Here is an 18,381-nt window from a genome sequence, read left to right on the forward strand (position 1 = left end):
TTTTGGGCTTAGCAAAAGAAAGTAACCCGGCCGCGTTAGCGGACGGAAGCTTTGCTTTTGATAGACGCGCCACAAGACCATCACATCGCGGTCGCGGCTTGTGACCGAAGGAAATCCAGTAGGACGCCGCTCCTACCCTGCGAAAGTACGCCGTTTCGACGAGCGACAACGGCATTGTCACCTCTGCGAATCCCTTGGCCGCGGCTCACGCCACTCCTGCAGAAGGTTAGCGCCGTTGCAGGCGCAGGACCGAAATAACGCAGTCACGACGCGACGCCAACGAAAACGGCCGCCCTCGCAGGCGGCCGTCCCATCGTGGTCGATACGAACGCTCAACGCAGGCGGACCTTCCTCAACGCGTCGAGATATTGCTCAAACCGCTGTCGCGCGCGGCCGAAATCGCGTGGGTGAATCCCTGGTAATCGGCATCGGCGTTCGCACCAACCTCGAGCACGGTGTCGGGCGAGGCCACCGCCAGCGCCTTCAATGCGGCCGGCAACTCGGTTGCGGACAGACTGCGGCCGTCGAGCTCGAAGCTTCCGTCCTGCTCGACGATCAGCATCGCCTTGGGCGCCACCGGCACCGGCTTGTCGCGGGAAACGGGCAGGCTCAGGTTCAATTGCCCGGTCAGGACCGGCGCGGTGACCATGAAGATGATCAACAACACCAACAGCACATCGACCAGGGGCGTGACGTTGATTTCAGCGACGACCTCGTCGTTGCGGTACGCGGAAACGGAGTAAGCGGAGCCGGCCATAAGCACCTCCATCCTGGGGCGGGACGCCCGGCTTCACGTTAAGCCCGTCACAGTTCGTCGCGCAAGAGGCGGCGATCGCGCATAAAAAAACGCCGCCCGGTGGGCGGCGTTCTCACGACGGTAAGCGTCGGTTTCGCAAGAATTACTTCTGGACGAAACCGATCTTTTTCATGTCTGCGTTTTTGGCGTAAGCCAGCACCTTGGCGAGGATGCCGTATTCGGCGTCTTCGTTGGTGTCGATTTCTAGCAGAGGTTGATTGGTGGGATCGCGTTGAACCGTTTCCTTCATCATCCCCGGGATCGCCTGCAGCGGCGTCGGGTTGTCGTTCCAGAACACCTGGCCAGTCGAATCGATCCGCAGCGCGATCGGCGGCGGCGGCTCCTGCGTCTGGGGCGGCGGGTTCAACGTCGGTTGCGGCAGGTTGACGTCGATCGGGTAAGACACCGTGGGCGCCGTGACCATGAAGATGATCAGCAGCACCAACAGCACGTCGACCAGCGGGGTCACGTTGATGTCGGAGATCGCGCCGCTATCGGAGTTGTTGCTGAAAGCCATGTGCTCGGTCTCCGATTAACGTTCTTTGATCGCGATGAAGCCGACCTTGCGCATGCCCTGCCTCTGCGCAATGGTCACCACTTCATTGACCACGCGGTACTTCGTGGTGCGGTCGCCGCGGACGTTGATCTGCGGCTGCGGGGTCTTCTGCGCTTCAACCGAAAGACGGCTCTCCAGCTGGTCGCGGGTGATCGGCTCGTCGTTCCAATACAGCGAGCCGCTCTCCTGGATCGCCAAGGTGATCGGCGGAGTCTTGGGCGGCTCCTCCGTCTTGGTGAGAGTGGCTTCGGGCAGCTTGATTTCGACCTTATGGGTCATCAGCGGCGCGGTGATCATGAAGATGATCAGCAGCACCAGCATCACGTCCACGAGGGGCGTGACGTTGATGGTGGCCATCGGGCCGTTGTCGTTGCCTGTACTGAAGGCCATGTCCGAACTCCAACTACGCTAAATGAGAGGCGTCAGTGTTGATTAGCGCTTGTTCGACAGTTCGCCGACGCGCGAGCCGGTGGCGAAGAAGTCGTGCAGGTCGTGGGCGAAGGTGTCGAACTTGTTGTTCGTGACACGGTTCAGACGCACGAAGAAGTTGTAGGCGAGCACGGCCGGGATCGCGACGAACAGACCGATCGCGGTCATGATCAGCGCTTCGCCCACCGGGCCGGCAACGGCCTGGATCGAGGACTCGCCGCTGGCGCCGAGGCGGAGCAGGGCGTGGTAGATGCCCCAGACCGTACCGAGCAGACCGACGAACGGAGCGGTCGAGCCGACGGTGGCGAGCACGGTCAGACCGGCTTCCAGACGCGAGCTCTCGCGGGTCACGGCCTGACGCAGGGCGCGATCGACGAACTCCGAGCGGTTCAGCGACTCGACCAGACGCGAACCTTCGTGGCGCTGGTGGTGAGCGGCGGCCTGGGCGGCGTCGAGGGCGATCTTGGAGAACGGTTCGCTGCGCGACTGTTCTTCCATGTAGCGGATCGCGTCCTGGGCGTTCGGGGTTTCCCAGAACGTGCTGACGACGCGGTCGGAAGAGCCGCGCAGGCGCAGATTCTTAACGAAATTGATGACGATCCAGTAGACCGACAGAACCGACATCAGCGTGAGCGTGATGAACACGATCCAGCCGACGAGGTCGAAGTTCTGCAACAGATGCGAAAAGCTCATCTGCTGAAGCGCTTCAGCGTTGGAGCCTCCGGCGGCGGCGGTGGTGGTTTGCTGCAGCATGACGCTTACCTTTGAATGTCGTGGAAAGGAAAGAAGGTATTACGAAGTAGCGGTGTTCATCAGGCGGGACAACAGTCGCGCCGACCCCGATCAGGTCGGCGGGACGAAATCGACGGGAACGCGGACGCGGCTGGCGACCGGTTGACCGTTGCGCACTTCAGGGTTGAAGCGCCACTTGCGGGCAGCGTCCATGGCCGCGCGATCCAGATTGCGGTTACGGCTGGATTTTTCGACCTGCACGTCCATGACGTTGCCCTGGGCGTCGATGCTGATGACCAGGACTACGGTACCGCCTACGCCCTGACGGGCTTCGGTCGGCGGGTACTTCGGCGGATTCAGGCGACGCGAGGACGGATCGACGCTGGAGCCGATGTCGCTGGCGGCCGTCGGCGGCGCAGGCGGAGCCGGCGGCGGCGCAGGCGGGTCGATCGGACTGGGGTCCAGATTCTCGACCGGCGGCTGGTCCGGCGGCGGGGGAGTCGGGGTCGGTCGCGGCGGGGACAATTCCTTCGGAGGCTGCTTGAGCTCCTTGGGCGGTTCCGGCGGCGGCGGCGGCGGCGGCGGGGGCGGCGGCGGAGGCTTGATGATGTTGACCATCGTCACCTGCTCTTCGTCCTGCTGCTGGGCAGGTGGCGTCATTGGGGCCAGCAACAACAGGAGCGCCGCGGCATGCACAGCGATCGCGCAGGTGATACCGGCAATACGTGCCCAGTTCAACCCTTCGCGGTCGTTGTCATCTTTCCTAACTTGGAGTTCGAGGTCTTGCGTCATGCCGTCAGCTCGGGAGGTGTTTCCGGACGCCAGGGCGCCTCGGGCCATCGTTCGGTTCCTGCAACCGTTTCCAGTCGCGGGAACCTCCTAGCATATACCAAACCGCGTCACAGGTTCCAAGCGCGGTTGGGCATCTCTTTGCTGAATTACTTGCCTTTCAGCGCGAGAATCTTGTTGGCGTCGTCGGGCTTTTTAACGCCCTTCGCTATCGCCTGCTTGGCGGCTTCCTTTGCCTCGGGAATGCGATCCTCTTGCCACAGAACACGGGCGAGATTCAGGTACGTCTCACCATCCGGTGCGAGAGGAGCCGCTTTCTTGTACGCGTCGATCGACTTCGCAGTCTGATCGGAGAAGTAATAGGACTGGGCCAGCGCCACGTAGGCCTGGTAGTCCGGCTTGAGGACGCCCTTCTCGAGGCCCTCGGTGATCACGCCGGCCGCTTCCTTCTCTTTGCCATCCAGATTCAGATAGGTGGCGTAGAGCTGGCGGTAGTCCTTGTCTTCGGTGAACTGACCGGCGGCGCGGACCTTTTCCAGCACGACGGCGGCCTTGTCGAGCATGTCGGCCTGCGAGTACACCGCGGCGACATTCATCTGGGCGCGCTTGTCGTTCGGGGTCTTGGCGGCGATCGCCTCGGCGATCTTGGCCGCGTCGGCACCCTGATTGTTCTCAATGTAGCTGGCCATCAGCAATTGCTGCCATTCGACCTTCGGCTCGGGCGAGGCGTCGATGGCTTGCTTGATCGCCTTGGCGGCGTCCGGATAACGCTCCAGACGGTACAAGGCGTTGCCGCGCACGATCAGGTGCTCGGGCTTGGTGCTCTTGGTTTCCGCCAGGAAGCGATCGGCCGTCGCCAGCGAATCGGCGTACTGGTCTTCCTGCAGCTGCAGCTGGGCCATCATGAACATCGCGCCGAAATGGCCGTTGTTGTCGAGGCCGTTGAATTCCAGCGCTTGCTTGAGATAGGCGATCGCGGCCTTGCTGTCGTCGCCGTCGTAGGCGAGCTGGGCGCCGATCTGCGCGGCGAACGAACGCTCGTAAGCGTTGAAGGCGGTGTTGGCGATGATTTCGTCGGCGACGGCGCGGGCTTCGGCAGCCTTTTCCTTGTCGTAGAACTCCATCATCTTCTGCAGCTTGGCGCCGCCCTTCGACGAAGCCTTCGCGTCGGGCGCGGTGCGCGTCGCGTTCGGGAACTGGTTTTCGGCCTTGGTGGTGCTGCCCTTGCTGCTTTCCTTGTTGGCGCGGCGCTGCGCATTGCGCTCGGCCATGCTCTGCGCGTTGACCTGGGAGACTGCGCCGAAGACCAGCGTCACGCCCATCGCGGCGGCCAGCAGGGTGCTACGGCGGGTGGGTTGCTTGTTCATGTACTCACCTCAGAGAGACTCAGCGGCCGCAGGCGGGTGGCCTTGTGGCGGAACGGCGCAAGGCCAAGGGGCCGTCACGCTAACAGAAACTTGGGGCCGCGCGATACGGGTTAACACAGCCATTTTCACCTGGATTTCATCCACACTTCGGCGTACGGCCGGAGGCGCGGGCCTGCTCGAAGGTGGGAATCAAGGCCCCGGCGCGAGCGTTCAGCTCCTGGATGCGCGATTGCGGGTCGGGGTGGGTAGAGAGCCATTGCGGGGGCCGCGAAGCGCTCGCGGCGATCATGTTCTGCCACAGGTTCACGGCCTGGCGCGGGTCGTAGCCGGCCTGCGCCATCAGCCGTTGGCCGACCACGTCGGCCTCGCTTTCCTGGGTGCGCGAGCCCGGCAGCAAGAACGCCGTCTGCAGGGCCGCGCCGCCGAGCTGGTTGGTGGCGTTGACCGCCCCCTCGCCGTAGCGCGAGCCGACCAGGCTGCCGAGGATGCCCAGGCCGACCTGGGCGCTCATTTGCCGGGTGATGCGTTCGTCGTGATGGCGCGAGACCACGTGGCCGATCTCGTGGGCGATCACCGCCGCGAGCTGGTCCTGGTTCTTGGCGACCGTGAAAATGCCGGTGTTGACGCCGACCTTGCCGCCCGGAAGGGCGAAGGCATTCGGCGAATTGTCGGCGAACAGGGCCACATCCCAGTTCGCCTGCCAGCCTTGCGGCAGTTGCTGGGTAATCGAGTTGACCACGCAGCGCACGTAGGCATTCTGGCGCGGGTCGGTGCTCAGGCGCTGCTTGCTCTTGGCCTCCTCGAAGGCCTTGGCGCCCATCAGGTTGAGCTGCTCCTGCGACACCGCACCGATGTGCTGGGTACGCCCGGTCGGCGAAGTCGTGGTGGCGCAGGCGGTCACCACGGCGGCGACCGAAAGCGCAAACAGGATGCGTTTCATGACGATTCCCCAGAACGAACTAACTTTGTAGCGCCGCCTGGATTAATACTTCGTCAACGAGGGTGCCTCAAAGGCTTGCAAAAAGCGCCGTACCTGCCACCAGGTTGTTGAGCGCATGCACCGCAAAGGCCGCCCACAGGGTACCGGTGCGCCGGTAGGTGGCGGCGAAGACCGCGCCCATGAAGGCGTACACCGCCCACAGCATCAGCATGTTCCAGCCCTGGCTGGCGCCGAGCCCGGGCGGCTCATGGACCAGTGCGAAGGCGATCGAGCTCAGCGCCAGGCCGAGCCCGGGCCGCCCCGCGGCCCACAGTCGGCCGAACAGCACCCGCCGGAACAGCAATTCTTCGTAGGCCGGCGCGATCAGCACGGCGAAGATCAGCAACAGAAACGGATGTTTGGCGACCGCTTCGCTGAGCACCAGGTTGCTGGGCGTCATCTCGACCTGCAGCTGCTGCGCGAGCAGGCCGACCAGCATGCTGAAACCGGTGGTCGCGAGCAGGGCCACCAGGATCGCGAGCCAGGTCGATTTTCGCCACAGGGCGCGCCACGAGGCGGCGTATTCCTCGCGCGTCGCCCGGCGACGCAAAAGATAAACCGTCAATGCGCCCAGGCCGGTGCCGACCAGGGTGATCGCGATCATCGCATCGGAGCCGGCGTCCATTTCGACCGGGACGCCGCGCAAGCCTTGCAACAGTCCCCACAGCACACCGCCGATCATGACGAACGCGGCGAGCAACACCACCGACAGCAGCAAGTCGATCGCGAATCCGGCGACGCTGCCCAACCATCCGCGGCGCGTCGTCGCCGGCGAGGGCGACGACGCGGGGATCGGATCCGCAACCGGCCGCGGCGCGTCGTCGCCGGCGAGGGCGACGACGCGGGGATCGGATCCGCAACCGGATCAGACGCCGCCGGATCAGACGTCGAGATTGGCCACCTTCAGCGCATTGTCTTCGATGAACTCGCGGCGCGGTTCGACCACATCGCCCATCAAGGTGCTGAAGATCTGATCGGCGGCGACGGCGTCTTCGATGCGCACCTGCAGCAGGCGACGCGTTTCCGGATTGACCGTGGTGTCCCACAGCTGCTCGGGGTTCATTTCGCCCAGACCCTTGAATCGCTGGATAGCGCGGCCTTTTTTGGCTTCTTCGAGCAACCAGGCCTGGGCCTGGGCGAAGCTGGTGACCGCCTGCGCGCGGTTGCCGCGCACGATCTGCGCGCCTTCGCGCACCAGGCCGTGCAGCATCGACGCCGCTTCGCGCAGCGAACGCAACTCGCCGCCTTCGAACGCCGACAACGGCAACACCTGGATCAGCTGCTGGCCCATGTGATTGCGCGTGACCAGCAATGCGGCCTGGCGGGTTTCGTTGGCCGGATGCAGTTCCAGCGCGTAACGCGGCTTGCCCAGGCCGGTCTGGTTGAGACGCTTTTCGAGCAGGTCGAGTTCGTGGCGCTCGTCGACATTGGCCAGCAGATGCGCGGTGTCGAGCGGGGTGAAATCGATCAGCGCCTGCAGCACGTTCGGATCGTAGCGATGCGCGTTGCGGGCGATGGTTTCGCGCGCACTGGCGTAAGCCAGCAGCAACTTCTCCAGCGCCGCGCCTTCGATCGGCGGTTCGCCGGCGGCCGGAATCAGCCCGGCGCCTTCGACCGCGTTGCCGGCGAGGTAAGCGTCGAGCGCGGCATCGTCCTTGAGGTAGAGCTCGTTCTTGCCCTGCTTGATCTTGTACAGCGGCGGCAGGCCGATGTAGATGTGGCCGCGCTCGATCAGCTCGGGCATCTGCCGATAGAAGAACGTCAGCAGCAAGGTGCGGATGTGCGAGCCGTCGACGTCGGCGTCGGTCATCAGGATGATGCGGTGATAGCGCAGCTTGTCCGGGTTGTACTCGTCCTTGCCGATGCCGGTGCCGAGCGCGGTGATCAGGGTGCCGACTTCGGCGCTGCCGAGCATGCGGTCGAAACGCGCGCGCTCGACGTTGAGGATCTTGCCCTTGAGCGGGAGGATCGCCTGGGTCTTGCGGTTGCGGCCCTGCTTGGCCGAGCCGCCTGCGGAGTCGCCCTCGACGATGAACAGTTCGCTGAGCGCCGGGTCCTTCTCCTGGCAGTCGGCGAGCTTGCCGGGCAGGCCGGCGATGTCGAGCGCGCCCTTGCGGCGGGTCAGGTCGCGCGCCTTGCGCGCGGCTTCGCGGGCGCGGGCGGCGTCGATGATCTTGCCGGTGATGGCACGGGCCTCGTTGGGGTGTTCCTGCAGGAACTCCTCCAAACGTGCACCGAACGTGCTCTCAACGACCGGGCGGACCTCGGAACTGACCAGTTTTTCCTTGGTCTGCGAGGAAAAGCTCGGGTCCGGCACCTTGACCGACAGCACCGCGATCATGCCTTCGCGCATGTCGTCGCCCGACAGGGCGATCTTGGCCTGCTTGGCCAGGCCGCTCTGTTCGATGTAGTTGGTCAGGGTGCGGGTAAGGGCGGCGCGGAACCCGATCAGGTGGGTGCCGCCGTCCTTCTGCGGAATATTGTTGGTGAAGCAGAACATCGTCTCCTGGTAGGAGTCGGTCCACTGCAGCGCCACGTCGACGGTGATTCCGTTCTGTTCGCCCGACACCGAGATCACGTTCGGGTGCAGCGGCGTCTTGAGTTGGGCCAGATGCTCGACGAAGGAACGGATGCCGCCCTCGTACTGGAACAGGTCGCGGCGGCCTTCGCCGCGCTCGTCGACCAGGGTGATCTTGACCCCGGAATTCAGGAACGACAGCTCGCGCAGGCGCTTGGCAAGGATGTCGTAGTGGAATTCGACGTCGGTGAAGATCTCCACGGCCGGCTTGAAGCGCAGCAGGGTGCCGCGCTTGCTCGAGGCCTCGAGCTGCTTGAGCGGGTAGATCGGCTCGCCGAGGGCGTATTCCTGCTGGTACTGGTGACCGTCGCGCCAGATGTTCAGCCACAGGTGCTCGGACAGGGCGTTGACCACCGACACGCCGACGCCGTGCAGACCGCCGGACACCTTGTAGCTGTTGTCGTCGAACTTGCCGCCGGCATGCAGCACGGTGAGGATCACCTCGGCCGCGGACACGCCTTCTTCCTTGTGGATGTCGACCGGAATGCCGCGACCGTTGTCGTAGCAGGAAACCGAACCGTCTTCGTGCAAGGTGACGATCACATCGTCGGCATGACCCGCCAGCGCTTCGTCGATGGCGTTGTCGACAACCTCGAAGACCATGTGGTGCAGGCCGGTGCCGTCATGGACGTCGCCGATGTACATGCCCGGGCGCTTGCGCACGGCCTCGAGACCGCGCAAGACGGTGATCTTGCTGGAGTCGTAGGTCTGCGATTGCGGGGCCGGGGCGGAGGTCGGATCTTGCGAGGGGTCGTGCTCGGTGTTGGTCATTGCGTCAACAGGCTCCGACGACGCGCTGCCGGCGAGGGCGCCGGACGCGTCGAGACACAGTAAAGAAGTGATCGAAGTATAGCAGGCGGGGCGTACGGCCCCGCGCTACGACGGACGCGGCGCCGGAGCGCCGGGTGGGTGGCGCTCGTCCCTGGAACGGGCTCCGAGGCGCTTACAGCGCCGTCCAGGCCTCTGAGATGGTGGCGAAGCCGGGGTTTTTAAAGCCGGCGCGGGAGATGAGGCCCATGTTTCACGTGGAACATGGGTTGAAACGAAGGTTTTGGGTCCTGGACCGGCTTTGGCGCCGCTCAAGGCTTGTCGTTAGCGGCTTCGCTGCCACGGTATTAGCTCGGCGGACCTTGTTGGGCGAGGGCGGCCGTCGGGAACAGGAGGCCCGCTCCCCCGCAAGTGGCAGCATTCTCGGCTGGGGCCACGCGAAGCGGCCGATGGTTGCACGACCGGCTCCGGGCAGCCGCGAGCAAGGCCGCACCTCAATCACCGGACTTCCGGGCCAGCGCGGTCGAAGCCCCGGTCGCCCGAAACCACGAGCCCTCTGTGTCGAAGGCCTCGATCCGCCGACTCCTGATAGGGATTCTCGGGGCGTTTCGAGCGCCGTGGCTCAGCCCGACTGCGGCAGCTCGCCGAGCAATCCATGTTCCACGTGGAACCTGGTCAGTTCGACCTGCATCGAGGCCAGGGCCGGCGGCGGATCGGTGCCGGTGATGAAAACCTGGGCCTTCGACGCCAGCAGGCGTTCCAGCACCCGTTGCTGATGATTCCGGTCCAGCTCGGAGGCAAGGTCGTCCAGGGCCACCACCGGCCATTCGCCGCGGATCGCGGCATGGTGCTCGGCCTGGGCGAGCAGGGCGCACAAGGCGGTGAGCTTGGCTTGGCCCCGCGACAAAGCCTCGCGGCCGGGTAGGCCGCCGAAGGCGATACGCCAGTCGGCCCGGTGCGGCCCGACCGAGGTGTAGCCGGCCAGTTGGTCGCGTTCGCGGGCCAGCAGCAGGGCATCGGCGAGCGGAAACTCGTCGCGGCGCCAGCCCGGCAGGTAATCCAGGCGCACCGCGCCGAGCCCCGGCGCCAGTTCGGCGGCCAGGGCCGAAAACTTCGGCTGCAGTTCGTCGAGGTACTGGTGGCGGCGCCGGGTCAGGGGCTCGCCGGCCTCGGCAAGCTCGTGGTCCCAGGCATCGAGCTGGCCGTCGCGGGCCCGCGCCTTGAGCAGGGCGTTGCGCTGCTTCAATGCCCGGGTATAGCGCCGCCATAGCGGAGTGAAGTCAGGTTCCACGTGGAACAACCCCCAATCGAGGTAGCGGCGGCGGATCTCGCCGGCTCCGGTGATCAGGGAATGGCTGCCGGGCTCGAAACTGACCACGGCCAAGGCCGCGCACAGTTCCCCGAGCTGGGACACCGAGGCGCCATCGAGGCGGCCGACCCATTCCTGGCCGCTGTGGCGCAGTCCGGCCTTGCGGCGCTGCTCGCGCCGCGCCTCCTGCCATTCGACGAAGACCTCGAGCGCGGGGTCGCCGGCCCGGATCAGGCCATCGCGCACGCGGCCCCGGAAACTGCGGCCGTAAGCCATCAGGTGCAGGGCTTCGAGCAGGCTGGTCTTGCCCGCACCGTTCTCGCCGGTAATCAGGTTGATTCCGGGAGCCGGCAGCAGGCTGACTTCGGCGAAACGCCTGAATCCACGGGCTTCCAGACGGGTGACATGCATCGGCAGATGATCGCAGAAGGGGAGGGCCGGCAGTCGGGCAGGCGATCCGAAAGCCACAAACGGACACGCCCGGACTGGCCGGGCGTGTGATGTTCCACGTGGAACCGGGCGGTTGGCCCGGTTTCGCTGCGCTTGCCGTTACAGGCGCAGCGGCATCACGACATGGCGGCAACGTTCGTTCGAAGCCTCGCGCACCAGGGCCGAGGAGTTCGCGTCGCGCAGCGCCAGGATCACGTGCTCGTCGCGCAATGCGGTCAGGGCATCGAGCAGATAGTTGACGTTGAAGCCCACCGCCAGGTCATCGACCTTGGTGTCGGCTTCGACTTCTTCCTGCGCTTCTTCCTGTTCCGGGTTATGCGCGCTGATCTTGAGCTGGCCCGGCGAGACCTCGATGCGCACGCCGCGGTACTTCTCGTTCGACAGAATCGCCGCACGCTGCAGGGACGCACGCAGGATTTCGCGCTCGATCTTGACCTCGCGATCAGCGCCGATCGGGATCACCGCTTCGTAATCCGGGAAACGGCCGTCGATGAGCTTGCTGGTGAAGGTGACATCGTCGCGCTTCACCCGGATGTGGCCGCGGCCCATCTCGAGCTCGACTTCGCGATCGCCGCCTTCGAGCAGACGCTGCAATTCCTGCACGCCCTTGCGCGGCACGATGATCTGGCGCTTGGTCTGCGCATTGCCTTCGTACGGCGCTTCGCACAGGGCGAGGCGGTGTCCGTCGGTGGCGACGCAACGCAGGCTGTTCTCGCGCAGGTCGAACAACAGGCCGTTGAGGTAATAGCGCACGTCCTGCTGGGCCATCGCGAACGCGGTGCGTTCGATCAGCTCCTTGAGGGCGGCTTCCGGTACCCGAACTCGTTCGGTGGCTTCGACTTCGTCGATCGACGGGAAGTCGTTGGCCGGCAGGCTGGCGAGCGTAAAGCGCGACCGTCCTGCCTGGACCGTGACCTTCTCCGCCGTCTGCGAAACGGTGACCTTGCTGCCGTCCGGAAGCGCTCGAATGATCTCGAACAGCTTGCGTGCCGGAATCGTGGTTTCGCCGTCCTTCGCATCGTCGACCGCGACCCGCGAAATCATTTCGACTTCGAGATCGGTACCGGTCAGCGAGAGCTGCCCGTCCTTGACCTGCACGAGCAGGTTGGCCAGGACCGGCAAGGTCTGCCGGCGTTCGACGACGTTGACCACTTGGGCCAACGGCTTGAGAAAGACTTCGCGTTGCAGGCTGAAACGCATGCGGACCCCTTGCCCGTCGGTGGGCCTAAGCCCATTACTAAAGAGATGTATAAATCAAAAGCTTGGTGGTGATGGTGTAGCGAAAAACGCTGGAGAAGTCATTTAAGCAATTGATTTACAATCGGTTTTCGGTACTTCAAAAGCGGGTAGAACTGGCCCTGGGCATACGGTACATCCTGTGGATAAAAAGGGCGCCGATTGGCGGCCACTGACTTGTCCACAGTTTGTACGACTTTCATCCCCCGAGTTATGCCTTTCGCAACAAACACTTACCGATTACCTTGTGTCTCGTCGCAGCGCGGACCGTCTTGCAAGCGGTGGCGGCGGCGACAACTCAAGCGTTCCAGGCAGGCATCCGCCTGGCAGGGTTCCGGTTTCGGCGAACGAGGCGGATGACGGGCATCCGGACCACGAACGTCGGCACCGAACTCTCGCGGTTTACGACGACGCCATCGAGCGGTGTTGCGTTCCCATCGGGTGAGCGCGGACCGCGGATGCGGTCCGGGCGGCCTCACTCACTGAGCTTGCGAATCAACTTGTCCCAATCCTCACGCAGCTTGCCGTCGGTTTCCATCAAGGTGCGGATCTGCCGGCAGGCATGCAACACGGTCGTGTGGTCGCGACCGGCGAAGGCATCGCCGATCTCCGGCAACGAGTGCTCGGTCAGTTCCTTGGTCAGCGCCATGGCGACCTGACGTGGACGAGCGAGCGAGCGCGTACGCCGTTTCGACAACAAGTCCTTGATCTGAAGGCCGTAGTAGTCTGCCACGGTCTTCTGGATGTTGGGGATGCCGATCGCCTGCTGCTGCGCACGCAGCAGATCGCGCAGGGTTTCCTGGGCGAACTCGGTGGTGATCGCGCGGCCGGTGAAGTTGGCGCGGGCGGTCAGCGTGTTGAGCGCGCCTTCCAGGTCGCGCACGTTCGAGCGCATCTTCTTGGCCAGCAGGAAGGCGACTTCCTCGGGCACCGCGGCGCCGCGTTCCTTGGCCTTGGAGATCACGATCTGGGCGCGGGTCTCGAAGTCCGGCGGCTCGATCGCGACCGACAAGCCCCAGGCCAGGCGCGACTTCAGCCGCGGCTCCAGGCCTTCGACTTCGCGCGGATAGCGATCGCAGGTCAGGATGATCTGCTGCTTGCCGTCGAACAGCGCATTGAAGGTGTGGAAGAACTCTTCCTGGGTACGGTCCTTGCCGGCGAAGAACTGGATGTCGTCGATCAGCAGCGCGTCGACGCGCTGGAACTGACGCTTGAACGCATCCATGGTCTTGTCCTGCAGCGCCTTCATCATCGCGCTGAAAAACTGCTCCGAACGCAGGTACATCACCCGCATCGCGGGATTGGCGTCGCGCATGGCGTTGCCGGCGGCGAACATCAGATGGGTCTTGCCCAGGCCGGTGCCGCCGTACAGCAGCAACGGGTTGTGGGCGCGTTCGCCGGGTTTCTGCGCCGCCTGCCAGGCCGCGGCGCGGCCGAGCTGGTTGCTGCGGCCTTCGACGAAGTTGTCGAAGGTGTAGTGATTGTCGAGGTTGCCCTGGAACGGCTCGGGCGGCGCGACCGGACGCGGCGCGCTGACCGCGATCTCCGATTCGCGCGCCACTGCCGGCACCGCCCGCGGCAGCGAACCGATCTCGAGGCTGACCTCGCCGCTGCCGGCGAAATACGACAGCAACTCGCGAATACGGCCCAGGTAACGTTCGCGCACGTGTTCGACCACGAACGCGTTCGGCGCATACAGCACGGTGACGTCGTCGCGTCGCGTCGCCTGCAGCGGTTTCAACCAGGTATGTACATCCTCGACCGGAAATTCGGCTTCGAGGCGTTCGAGGCAGCGGGGCCAGGCTTCCATCTGTAATGCGTCTTCTTATGCGTAACTGACTCGGTCGGCAGGCCTGGCGGCGCAGCGGACGAAAGCGGCCGAGCGCACGATGCGAACATCGTGGCGGACAGGGCCGGGGGTCGGTCAGACTACCATCGGGACCCAGTCCGGAACAGGACTAATCCACAGGTTCATGCACAGGCTGCGCGCGTCGCGCCAACGCGCACGACGGCGCCGTCGATGGGCCGGTCCAAACGTCAAAGTAAACAAGGGCTTGACCCGGACTCTGGGCGACCTCTAGAATCGGCGGTCCTATTACGTCGTTACATCGAGCCGGATCATGGCCACCAAGCGCACCTACCAGCCCAGCAACCTCAAGCGCAAGCGCGACCACGGTTTCCGTGCCCGCATGGCGACCGCCGACGGCCGCAAGATTCTCGCCCGTCGTCGCGCCAAGGGCCGCAAGCGTCTCTGCGCCTAAGCGTCGATTCGGCCGCCTGCGCTGACCCAGCGTCGCGCGGCCGTACGCATACGATGAATTCGACCCGCTTCCCGCGCACCGCGCGGGTACGCGCGCGCTCCGACTTCGATCGAATTTTCAAGCATGGTCGGCGCGTGGCGCTGCCCGTGCTTGCTTTGCATTTCCAAGCCGATCAGGCCGTCGCCCCGCGACTGGGTCTGGCCGTGTCGCGCAAGGTCGATCCGCATGCGGTCGGCCGCAACCGCATCAAGCGCGTGTTGCGCGACGCCTTCCGCCATGCCCGGGACGAACTGGCGCCGGGTGACTATGTGATCGTCGCCCGCCCTGGGGCCTCGCGCTGCAGCGGCGAGGAACTCCGCACCGCTTTCCACAGTCTGCTCAAGCGCGCCGGTACCCGGCCTGCGCCTGCATTGCCCCTGACTCCTGCGCCCGGCACAATGCCGGCCGCTTCCCTCTCCGACCCCCTGCCGGACCCCGGTCCCGGCTGAGCCTGCCTGCTGCCCATGAACCAGACCCGTGCTTTTCTGATCCTCGCCTGGCTGATGGTGGCGACTTTGTTGTGGATGGAGTGGGGCAAGGAGAAGTCGGCGCCGCCGGCTCCGATTGCGGCCGCCGTCGCACCGGCCAGCAGCGTGCCCACGGCGGCGCCCGCGGTTGCCGCCGGCGTGCCGGGCGCTCCGAACACCGCCGCGGTGCCGAACACCCCGGCCCCCGCCTCGACGGTGACCACCGCCGGCGCCACCGCCGGCGAGGCCCTGGTCGTGGTGACCACCGACGTGCTCAAGGTCAACCTGCGCGGGGGCGAGCTCAGCGAAGCCGACCTGCTCAAGTACCCGATGACCTCCGAGCCGAACAGCCCGCCGATGCGTTTGCTGGCGAGCGACTCGACCCTGTACTTCGTCGCCCAGAGCGGTTGGGTCAGCCAGGGCAACGCCGCGCCGACCCACGAGTCGGGTTTCCGCTACGCCGGCGACCAGCGCAACCTGGTCCTGGCCGCGGGCGTCAACGAGCTCGCCGTGCCGTTCAGCTGGACCGGCCCGAACGGCGTCAGCATCCAGCGCACTTACACCTTCCGCCGCGGCGACTACGCCGTGCGCGTGCGCGACGAAGTCGTCAACGCCAGCACCTCGCCGTGGCAGGGCTACGTCTACCGCCAGCTCAGCCGGGTGCCGCGCGAGCTCGCCCACAAGGGGCCCTTCAGCCCCGAGCAGTACAGCTTCCAGGGCGCGGCGTGGTACAGCCCGACCGACAAGTACGAGAAGCGCAAGTTCGAGGACTTCAGCGACGACGGCAAGCTCGACAAGCAGGTCAACGGCGGCTGGATCGCGATGCTGCAGCACCACTTCTTCGCCGCCTGGATCCCGGGCGCGAAGGACGCGGGCCAGTTCTCGCTCGAAGAACTCAGCGCCGGCGCCGCGCCGCAGTACCTGATCCGCGACATGGGCCCCGGCGTCAACGTCGCCCCGGGCGCCAAGGCCGTGACGGAAGCGCGTCTGTGGGTCGGCCCGAAGCTGGTCAAGGCGATCGAAGCCCAGGACGTCGCCGGCCTCGACCGCGCCGTCGACTTCAGCAGCTACAGCATCTTCGCGACCCTCGCCAACGGCCTGTTCTGGCTGTTGGAGAAAATGCACAACCTGTTCGGCAACTGGGGCTGGGCCATCGTCGGCCTGGTGGTGCTGCTCAAGCTCGCCCTGTACCCGCTGTCGGCGGCGCAGTACAAGTCGGCGGCGAAGATGCGCAAGTTCCAGCCGCGCGTCGCCCAGCTCAAGGAGCGTTACGGCGACGACAAGCAGAAGTTTCAGATGGCGCTGATGGAGCTGTACAAGAAGGAGAAGATCAATCCGGTCGGCGGCTGCCTGCCGCTGCTGCCGCAGATGATCATCTTCATGACCTTGTACTGGATGCTCGCCGAGTCGGTCGAGCTGCGTCATGCGCCGTGGTTCGGCTGGGTCCAGGATCTGACCGCGCGCGATCCCTTCTTCGTGCTGCCGCTGATCAACATCGCGATCATGTGGGCGACCCAGAAGCTCACGCCGATGACCGGCATGGACCCGGCTCAGGCGAAGATGATGCAGTTCATGCCGCTGATCTTCGGCGTGATCCTGGCCTTCCTGCCGGCCGGCCTGGTGCTGTACCAAGTGGCCAACGGCGGCCTCGGCCTGCTGCAGCAGTACCTGACCACCAAGCGCTACGCCGAAGCGACGCCGGCGACCGGCAAGGAATGACGATCCGGTTCGCGTCCTGAACCGATCGACGAAGCCCGCCGCGAGGCGGGCTTCGTGTTTGTGGGGTGTGCCGGGGAGCAACCGCGTCCTACTGGATTTCCTTCGGTCACAAGCCGCGGGTGCGGCCCCGCAAAGGCCGGCGCAAGCTCATCGCAGCGACAGGCGTATCCCAGTAGGACGCCGCTCCTACAAGCCGGACCGCGTTACTTTCGCGACGACGACGGAGGGACCACTATCATGTCGCCCATGACCGACGCCCCCGCCCGCGACACCATCGCCGCCATCGCGACCGCGCCCGGCGCCGGCGGGGTCGGCATCGTCCGCCTGTCCGGTCCGCGTTCGCTGGCGATCGCCGAGACCGTCGCGGCGCGCGCGCTGCGGCCGCGCCATGCGCATTACGTACGCTTCCGCGACGAGCGCGACGAGACCATCGACGACGGCATCGCCCTGTACTTCGCCGCGCCGGCCAGCTACACCGGCGAAGACGTGGTCGAACTGCAGGCGCACGGCGGCCCGGCCTTGCTCGAAACCCTGCTCGCACGCACCTGCGCCCTCGGCGCGCGGCGCGCGCGCCCCGGCGAATTCAGCGAACGCGCGTTTCTCGAAGGCCGCCTCGACCTCGCCCAGGCCGAAGCGGTGGCCGACCTGATCGCCGCGGCCGATGGCCGCGCCGCGCGTGCCGCACGGCGCGCCCTCGACGGCGAGTTCTCGCGCCGGGTCGAGGCCTTGGCCGGCGATCTGCTCGCCATCCGCGTCCACGTCGAAGCCGCGATCGACTTCGCCGACGAACCGCTCGACACCCTGGGCGGCTCGGCGCTGCTCGCGCGCTTCGCTGCCGCCTCAGCGAAACTCGACGACCTGCTCGCCGCCGCCGAACGCGGCCGCCGTCTGCGCGATGGCCTGCATGCGGTGATCGTCGGCCCGCCGAACGCCGGCAAGAGCTCCTTATTGAACGCGCTGGCCGGCAGCGACCGCGCCATCGTCACCGACATCGCCGGCACCACCCGCGACCTGCTGCACGAGACGGTCAAGCTCGACGGCGTCGAACTGACCCTGGTCGACACCGCCGGCCTGCGCGACGGCGGCGATGCGATCGAGCGCGAAGGCATGCGCCGCGCGCGCGGCGAACTCGGTCGCGCCGACTTGGCCATCGTGGTGCTCGACGCCAGCGATCCCGAAACCGGCCTGCAGGCGGTCGCCGAGGCGATCGCCGAAGTGCCGGCGCGATTGTACGTCTACAACAAGATCGACCTGATCGAATCCGACTACGGCTCGCCGACGCCGGTCGATATCGGCGGCGAAGACCGTGTATTCGTCTCCGCCCGCAGCGGCGCCGGGCTCGACGGCCTGCATGCGCGCCTGCGCGCCATGGCGCAGGGCGACGCCGCCGAATCCTCCGAAGGCGCCTTCACCGCGCGCGCGCGTCATGTCGACGCCTTGCTTCGCGCACGCGAAGAGCTCGACGATGCGCGCGTGCAGCTCGATCACGAGATACTCGACCTGGCCGCGGAGGCCTTGCGGCAGGCGCACGAGGCGCTCGGCGAAATCACCGGGCGGGTGCGCGCCGATGATCTGCTGGGGCATATCTTCTCGAGTTTTTGTATCGGCAAGTAGCGTGCGCATGGAACCGGTCGCCGCCGATCGCGTTGCTTGAGTTCTCGTCGTCGCTTTCCATCGCTCCAGGGGAGGAGCGGCGTCCTACTGGATTTCCTTCGGTCACAAGCCGCGACCGCATTGCCTCGATCCCGCCTCGTCGCTCTCGGAGCCGCAAGGGGTAGGAGCGACGCAAGTCGCGACCGCGAAACTGGCCGGTGCTGTATTTCTTACCGCAAAGCGTTGAAGCAACATCTAGAGCTTCCGTCCGCTGACGCGGCCGGGTTACTTTCTTTTGCTAAGCCCAAAAGAA

General features: G+C 65.6%; 16 protein-coding genes. 4 read left to right on the top strand and 12 right to left on the bottom strand.

Annotation, left to right across the window (positions count from 1 at the left end; genetic code table 11):
* Nucleotides 1-352: 352 nt before the first annotated feature.
* The 12 genes from EX88_RS0121460 to dnaA all read right to left on the bottom strand — a co-directional run bounded on the left by EX88_RS0121460 (nt 353) and on the right by dnaA (nt 13,799).
* Nucleotides 353-757 (bottom strand): ExbD/TolR family protein, encoded by a 405-nt coding sequence (locus EX88_RS0121460; RefSeq protein ID WP_036149768.1) that lies wholly within the window; start codon nt 755-757, stop codon nt 353-355.
* Nucleotides 758-899: 142 nt separating this feature from the next.
* On the bottom strand, nt 900-1,313 hold the full coding sequence (locus tag EX88_RS0121465) for an ExbD/TolR family protein (RefSeq protein WP_031374033.1): 414 nt from the start codon (nt 1,311-1,313) through the stop codon (nt 900-902).
* A 15-nt stretch (nt 1,314-1,328) separates the two neighbouring features.
* On the bottom strand, nt 1,329-1,742 hold the full coding sequence (locus EX88_RS0121470) for an ExbD/TolR family protein (RefSeq protein WP_031374034.1): 414 nt from the start codon (nt 1,740-1,742) through the stop codon (nt 1,329-1,331).
* A gap of 42 nt (nt 1,743-1,784) precedes the next feature.
* Nucleotides 1,785-2,534 carry a MotA/TolQ/ExbB proton channel family protein gene (locus EX88_RS0121475; RefSeq protein WP_031374035.1) on the bottom strand — a complete coding sequence of 250 codons (750 nt, stop codon included), beginning with the start codon at nt 2,532-2,534 and terminating at the stop codon, nt 1,785-1,787.
* A 90-nt stretch (nt 2,535-2,624) separates the two neighbouring features.
* Nucleotides 2,625-3,305 (bottom strand): energy transducer TonB, encoded by a 681-nt coding sequence (locus EX88_RS0121480; RefSeq protein WP_036149770.1) that lies wholly within the window; start codon nt 3,303-3,305, stop codon nt 2,625-2,627.
* 146 nt (nt 3,306-3,451) lie between these two features.
* On the bottom strand, nt 3,452-4,669 hold the full coding sequence (locus EX88_RS0121485) for a tetratricopeptide repeat protein (protein ID WP_031374037.1): 1,218 nt from the start codon (nt 4,667-4,669) through the stop codon (nt 3,452-3,454).
* Between the two features lie 136 nt (nt 4,670-4,805).
* Nucleotides 4,806-5,609 carry a M48 family metallopeptidase gene (locus tag EX88_RS0121490; protein WP_031374038.1) on the bottom strand — a complete coding sequence of 268 codons (804 nt, stop codon included), beginning with the start codon at nt 5,607-5,609 and terminating at the stop codon, nt 4,806-4,808.
* Nucleotides 5,610-5,676: 67 nt separating this feature from the next.
* Nucleotides 5,677-6,396 carry a CPBP family intramembrane glutamic endopeptidase gene (locus tag EX88_RS0121495; RefSeq protein WP_152566406.1) on the bottom strand — a complete coding sequence of 240 codons (720 nt, stop codon included), beginning with the start codon at nt 6,394-6,396 and terminating at the stop codon, nt 5,677-5,679.
* 132 nt (nt 6,397-6,528) lie between these two features.
* On the bottom strand, nt 6,529-8,997 hold the full coding sequence (gyrB, locus tag EX88_RS0121500; protein WP_031374040.1) for a DNA topoisomerase (ATP-hydrolyzing) subunit B: 2,469 nt from the start codon (nt 8,995-8,997) through the stop codon (nt 6,529-6,531).
* Between the two features lie 619 nt (nt 8,998-9,616).
* Nucleotides 9,617-10,714 carry a DNA replication/repair protein RecF gene (gene recF, locus EX88_RS0121505; protein ID WP_031374041.1) on the bottom strand — a complete coding sequence of 366 codons (1,098 nt, stop codon included), beginning with the start codon at nt 10,712-10,714 and terminating at the stop codon, nt 9,617-9,619.
* Nucleotides 10,715-10,852: 138 nt separating this feature from the next.
* Nucleotides 10,853-11,953, bottom strand: coding sequence for a DNA polymerase III subunit beta (gene dnaN, locus EX88_RS0121510; RefSeq protein WP_031374042.1), 1,101 nt, complete (start codon nt 11,951-11,953; stop codon nt 10,853-10,855).
* Nucleotides 11,954-12,464: 511 nt separating this feature from the next.
* Entirely contained in the window at nt 12,465-13,799 is a 1,335-nt protein-coding gene (gene dnaA, locus EX88_RS0121515; RefSeq protein WP_031374043.1) for a chromosomal replication initiator protein DnaA, read from the bottom strand.
* Nucleotides 13,800-14,109: 310 nt separating this feature from the next.
* Here dnaA and rpmH point away from each other — a divergent pair, with 310 nt between their 5' ends.
* The 4 genes from rpmH to mnmE all read left to right on the top strand — a co-directional run bounded on the left by rpmH (nt 14,110) and on the right by mnmE (nt 18,089).
* On the top strand, nt 14,110-14,250 hold the full coding sequence (gene rpmH, locus EX88_RS0121520; protein WP_031374044.1) for a 50S ribosomal protein L34: 141 nt from the start codon (nt 14,110-14,112) through the stop codon (nt 14,248-14,250).
* Between the two features lie 53 nt (nt 14,251-14,303).
* Nucleotides 14,304-14,738, top strand: a complete 435-nt coding sequence (gene rnpA / locus EX88_RS0121525; RefSeq protein ID WP_031374045.1) for a ribonuclease P protein component — start codon at nt 14,304-14,306, stop codon at nt 14,736-14,738.
* A gap of 15 nt (nt 14,739-14,753) precedes the next feature.
* Nucleotides 14,754-16,475, top strand: coding sequence for a membrane protein insertase YidC (yidC, locus tag EX88_RS0121530; RefSeq protein WP_031374046.1), 1,722 nt, complete (start codon nt 14,754-14,756; stop codon nt 16,473-16,475).
* A gap of 246 nt (nt 16,476-16,721) precedes the next feature.
* Complete coding sequence (gene mnmE / locus EX88_RS0121535; RefSeq protein WP_031374047.1) at nt 16,722-18,089, top strand: tRNA uridine-5-carboxymethylaminomethyl(34) synthesis GTPase MnmE; 1,368 nt, start codon at nt 16,722-16,724, stop codon at nt 18,087-18,089.
* Nucleotides 18,090-18,381: the final 292 nt, after the last annotated feature.

Origin of the sequence: Lysobacter antibioticus (assembly GCF_000731095.1) — a bacterium.
Classification (GTDB): domain Bacteria; phylum Pseudomonadota; class Gammaproteobacteria; order Xanthomonadales; family Xanthomonadaceae; genus Lysobacter; species Lysobacter antibioticus_B.

Coding starts and splice junctions, on each gene's coding strand:
- EX88_RS0121460 (WP_036149768.1), bottom strand. CDS start 757: ATGGCCGGCTCCGCTTACTCCGTTTCCGCGTACCGCAACGACGAGGTC.
- EX88_RS0121465 (WP_031374033.1), bottom strand. CDS start 1,313: ATGGCTTTCAGCAACAACTCCGATAGCGGCGCGATCTCCGACATCAAC.
- EX88_RS0121470 (WP_031374034.1), bottom strand. CDS start 1,742: ATGGCCTTCAGTACAGGCAACGACAACGGCCCGATGGCCACCATCAAC.
- EX88_RS0121475 (WP_031374035.1), bottom strand. CDS start 2,534: ATGCTGCAGCAAACCACCACCGCCGCCGCCGGAGGCTCCAACGCTGAA.
- EX88_RS0121480 (WP_036149770.1), bottom strand. CDS start 3,305: ATGACGCAAGACCTCGAACTCCAAGTTAGGAAAGATGACAACGACCGC.
- EX88_RS0121485 (WP_031374037.1), bottom strand. CDS start 4,669: ATGAACAAGCAACCCACCCGCCGTAGCACCCTGCTGGCCGCCGCGATG.
- EX88_RS0121490 (WP_031374038.1), bottom strand. CDS start 5,609: ATGAAACGCATCCTGTTTGCGCTTTCGGTCGCCGCCGTGGTGACCGCC.
- gyrB (WP_031374040.1), bottom strand. CDS start 8,997: ATGACCAACACCGAGCACGACCCCTCGCAAGATCCGACCTCCGCCCCG.
- recF (WP_031374041.1), bottom strand. CDS start 10,714: ATGCATGTCACCCGTCTGGAAGCCCGTGGATTCAGGCGTTTCGCCGAA.
- dnaN (WP_031374042.1), bottom strand. CDS start 11,953: ATGCGTTTCAGCCTGCAACGCGAAGTCTTTCTCAAGCCGTTGGCCCAA.
- dnaA (WP_031374043.1), bottom strand. CDS start 13,799: ATGGAAGCCTGGCCCCGCTGCCTCGAACGCCTCGAAGCCGAATTTCCG.
- rpmH (WP_031374044.1), top strand. CDS start 14,110: ATGGCCACCAAGCGCACCTACCAGCCCAGCAACCTCAAGCGCAAGCGC.
- rnpA (WP_031374045.1), top strand. CDS start 14,304: ATGAATTCGACCCGCTTCCCGCGCACCGCGCGGGTACGCGCGCGCTCC.
- yidC (WP_031374046.1), top strand. CDS start 14,754: ATGAACCAGACCCGTGCTTTTCTGATCCTCGCCTGGCTGATGGTGGCG.
- mnmE (WP_031374047.1), top strand. CDS start 16,722: ATGACCGACGCCCCCGCCCGCGACACCATCGCCGCCATCGCGACCGCG.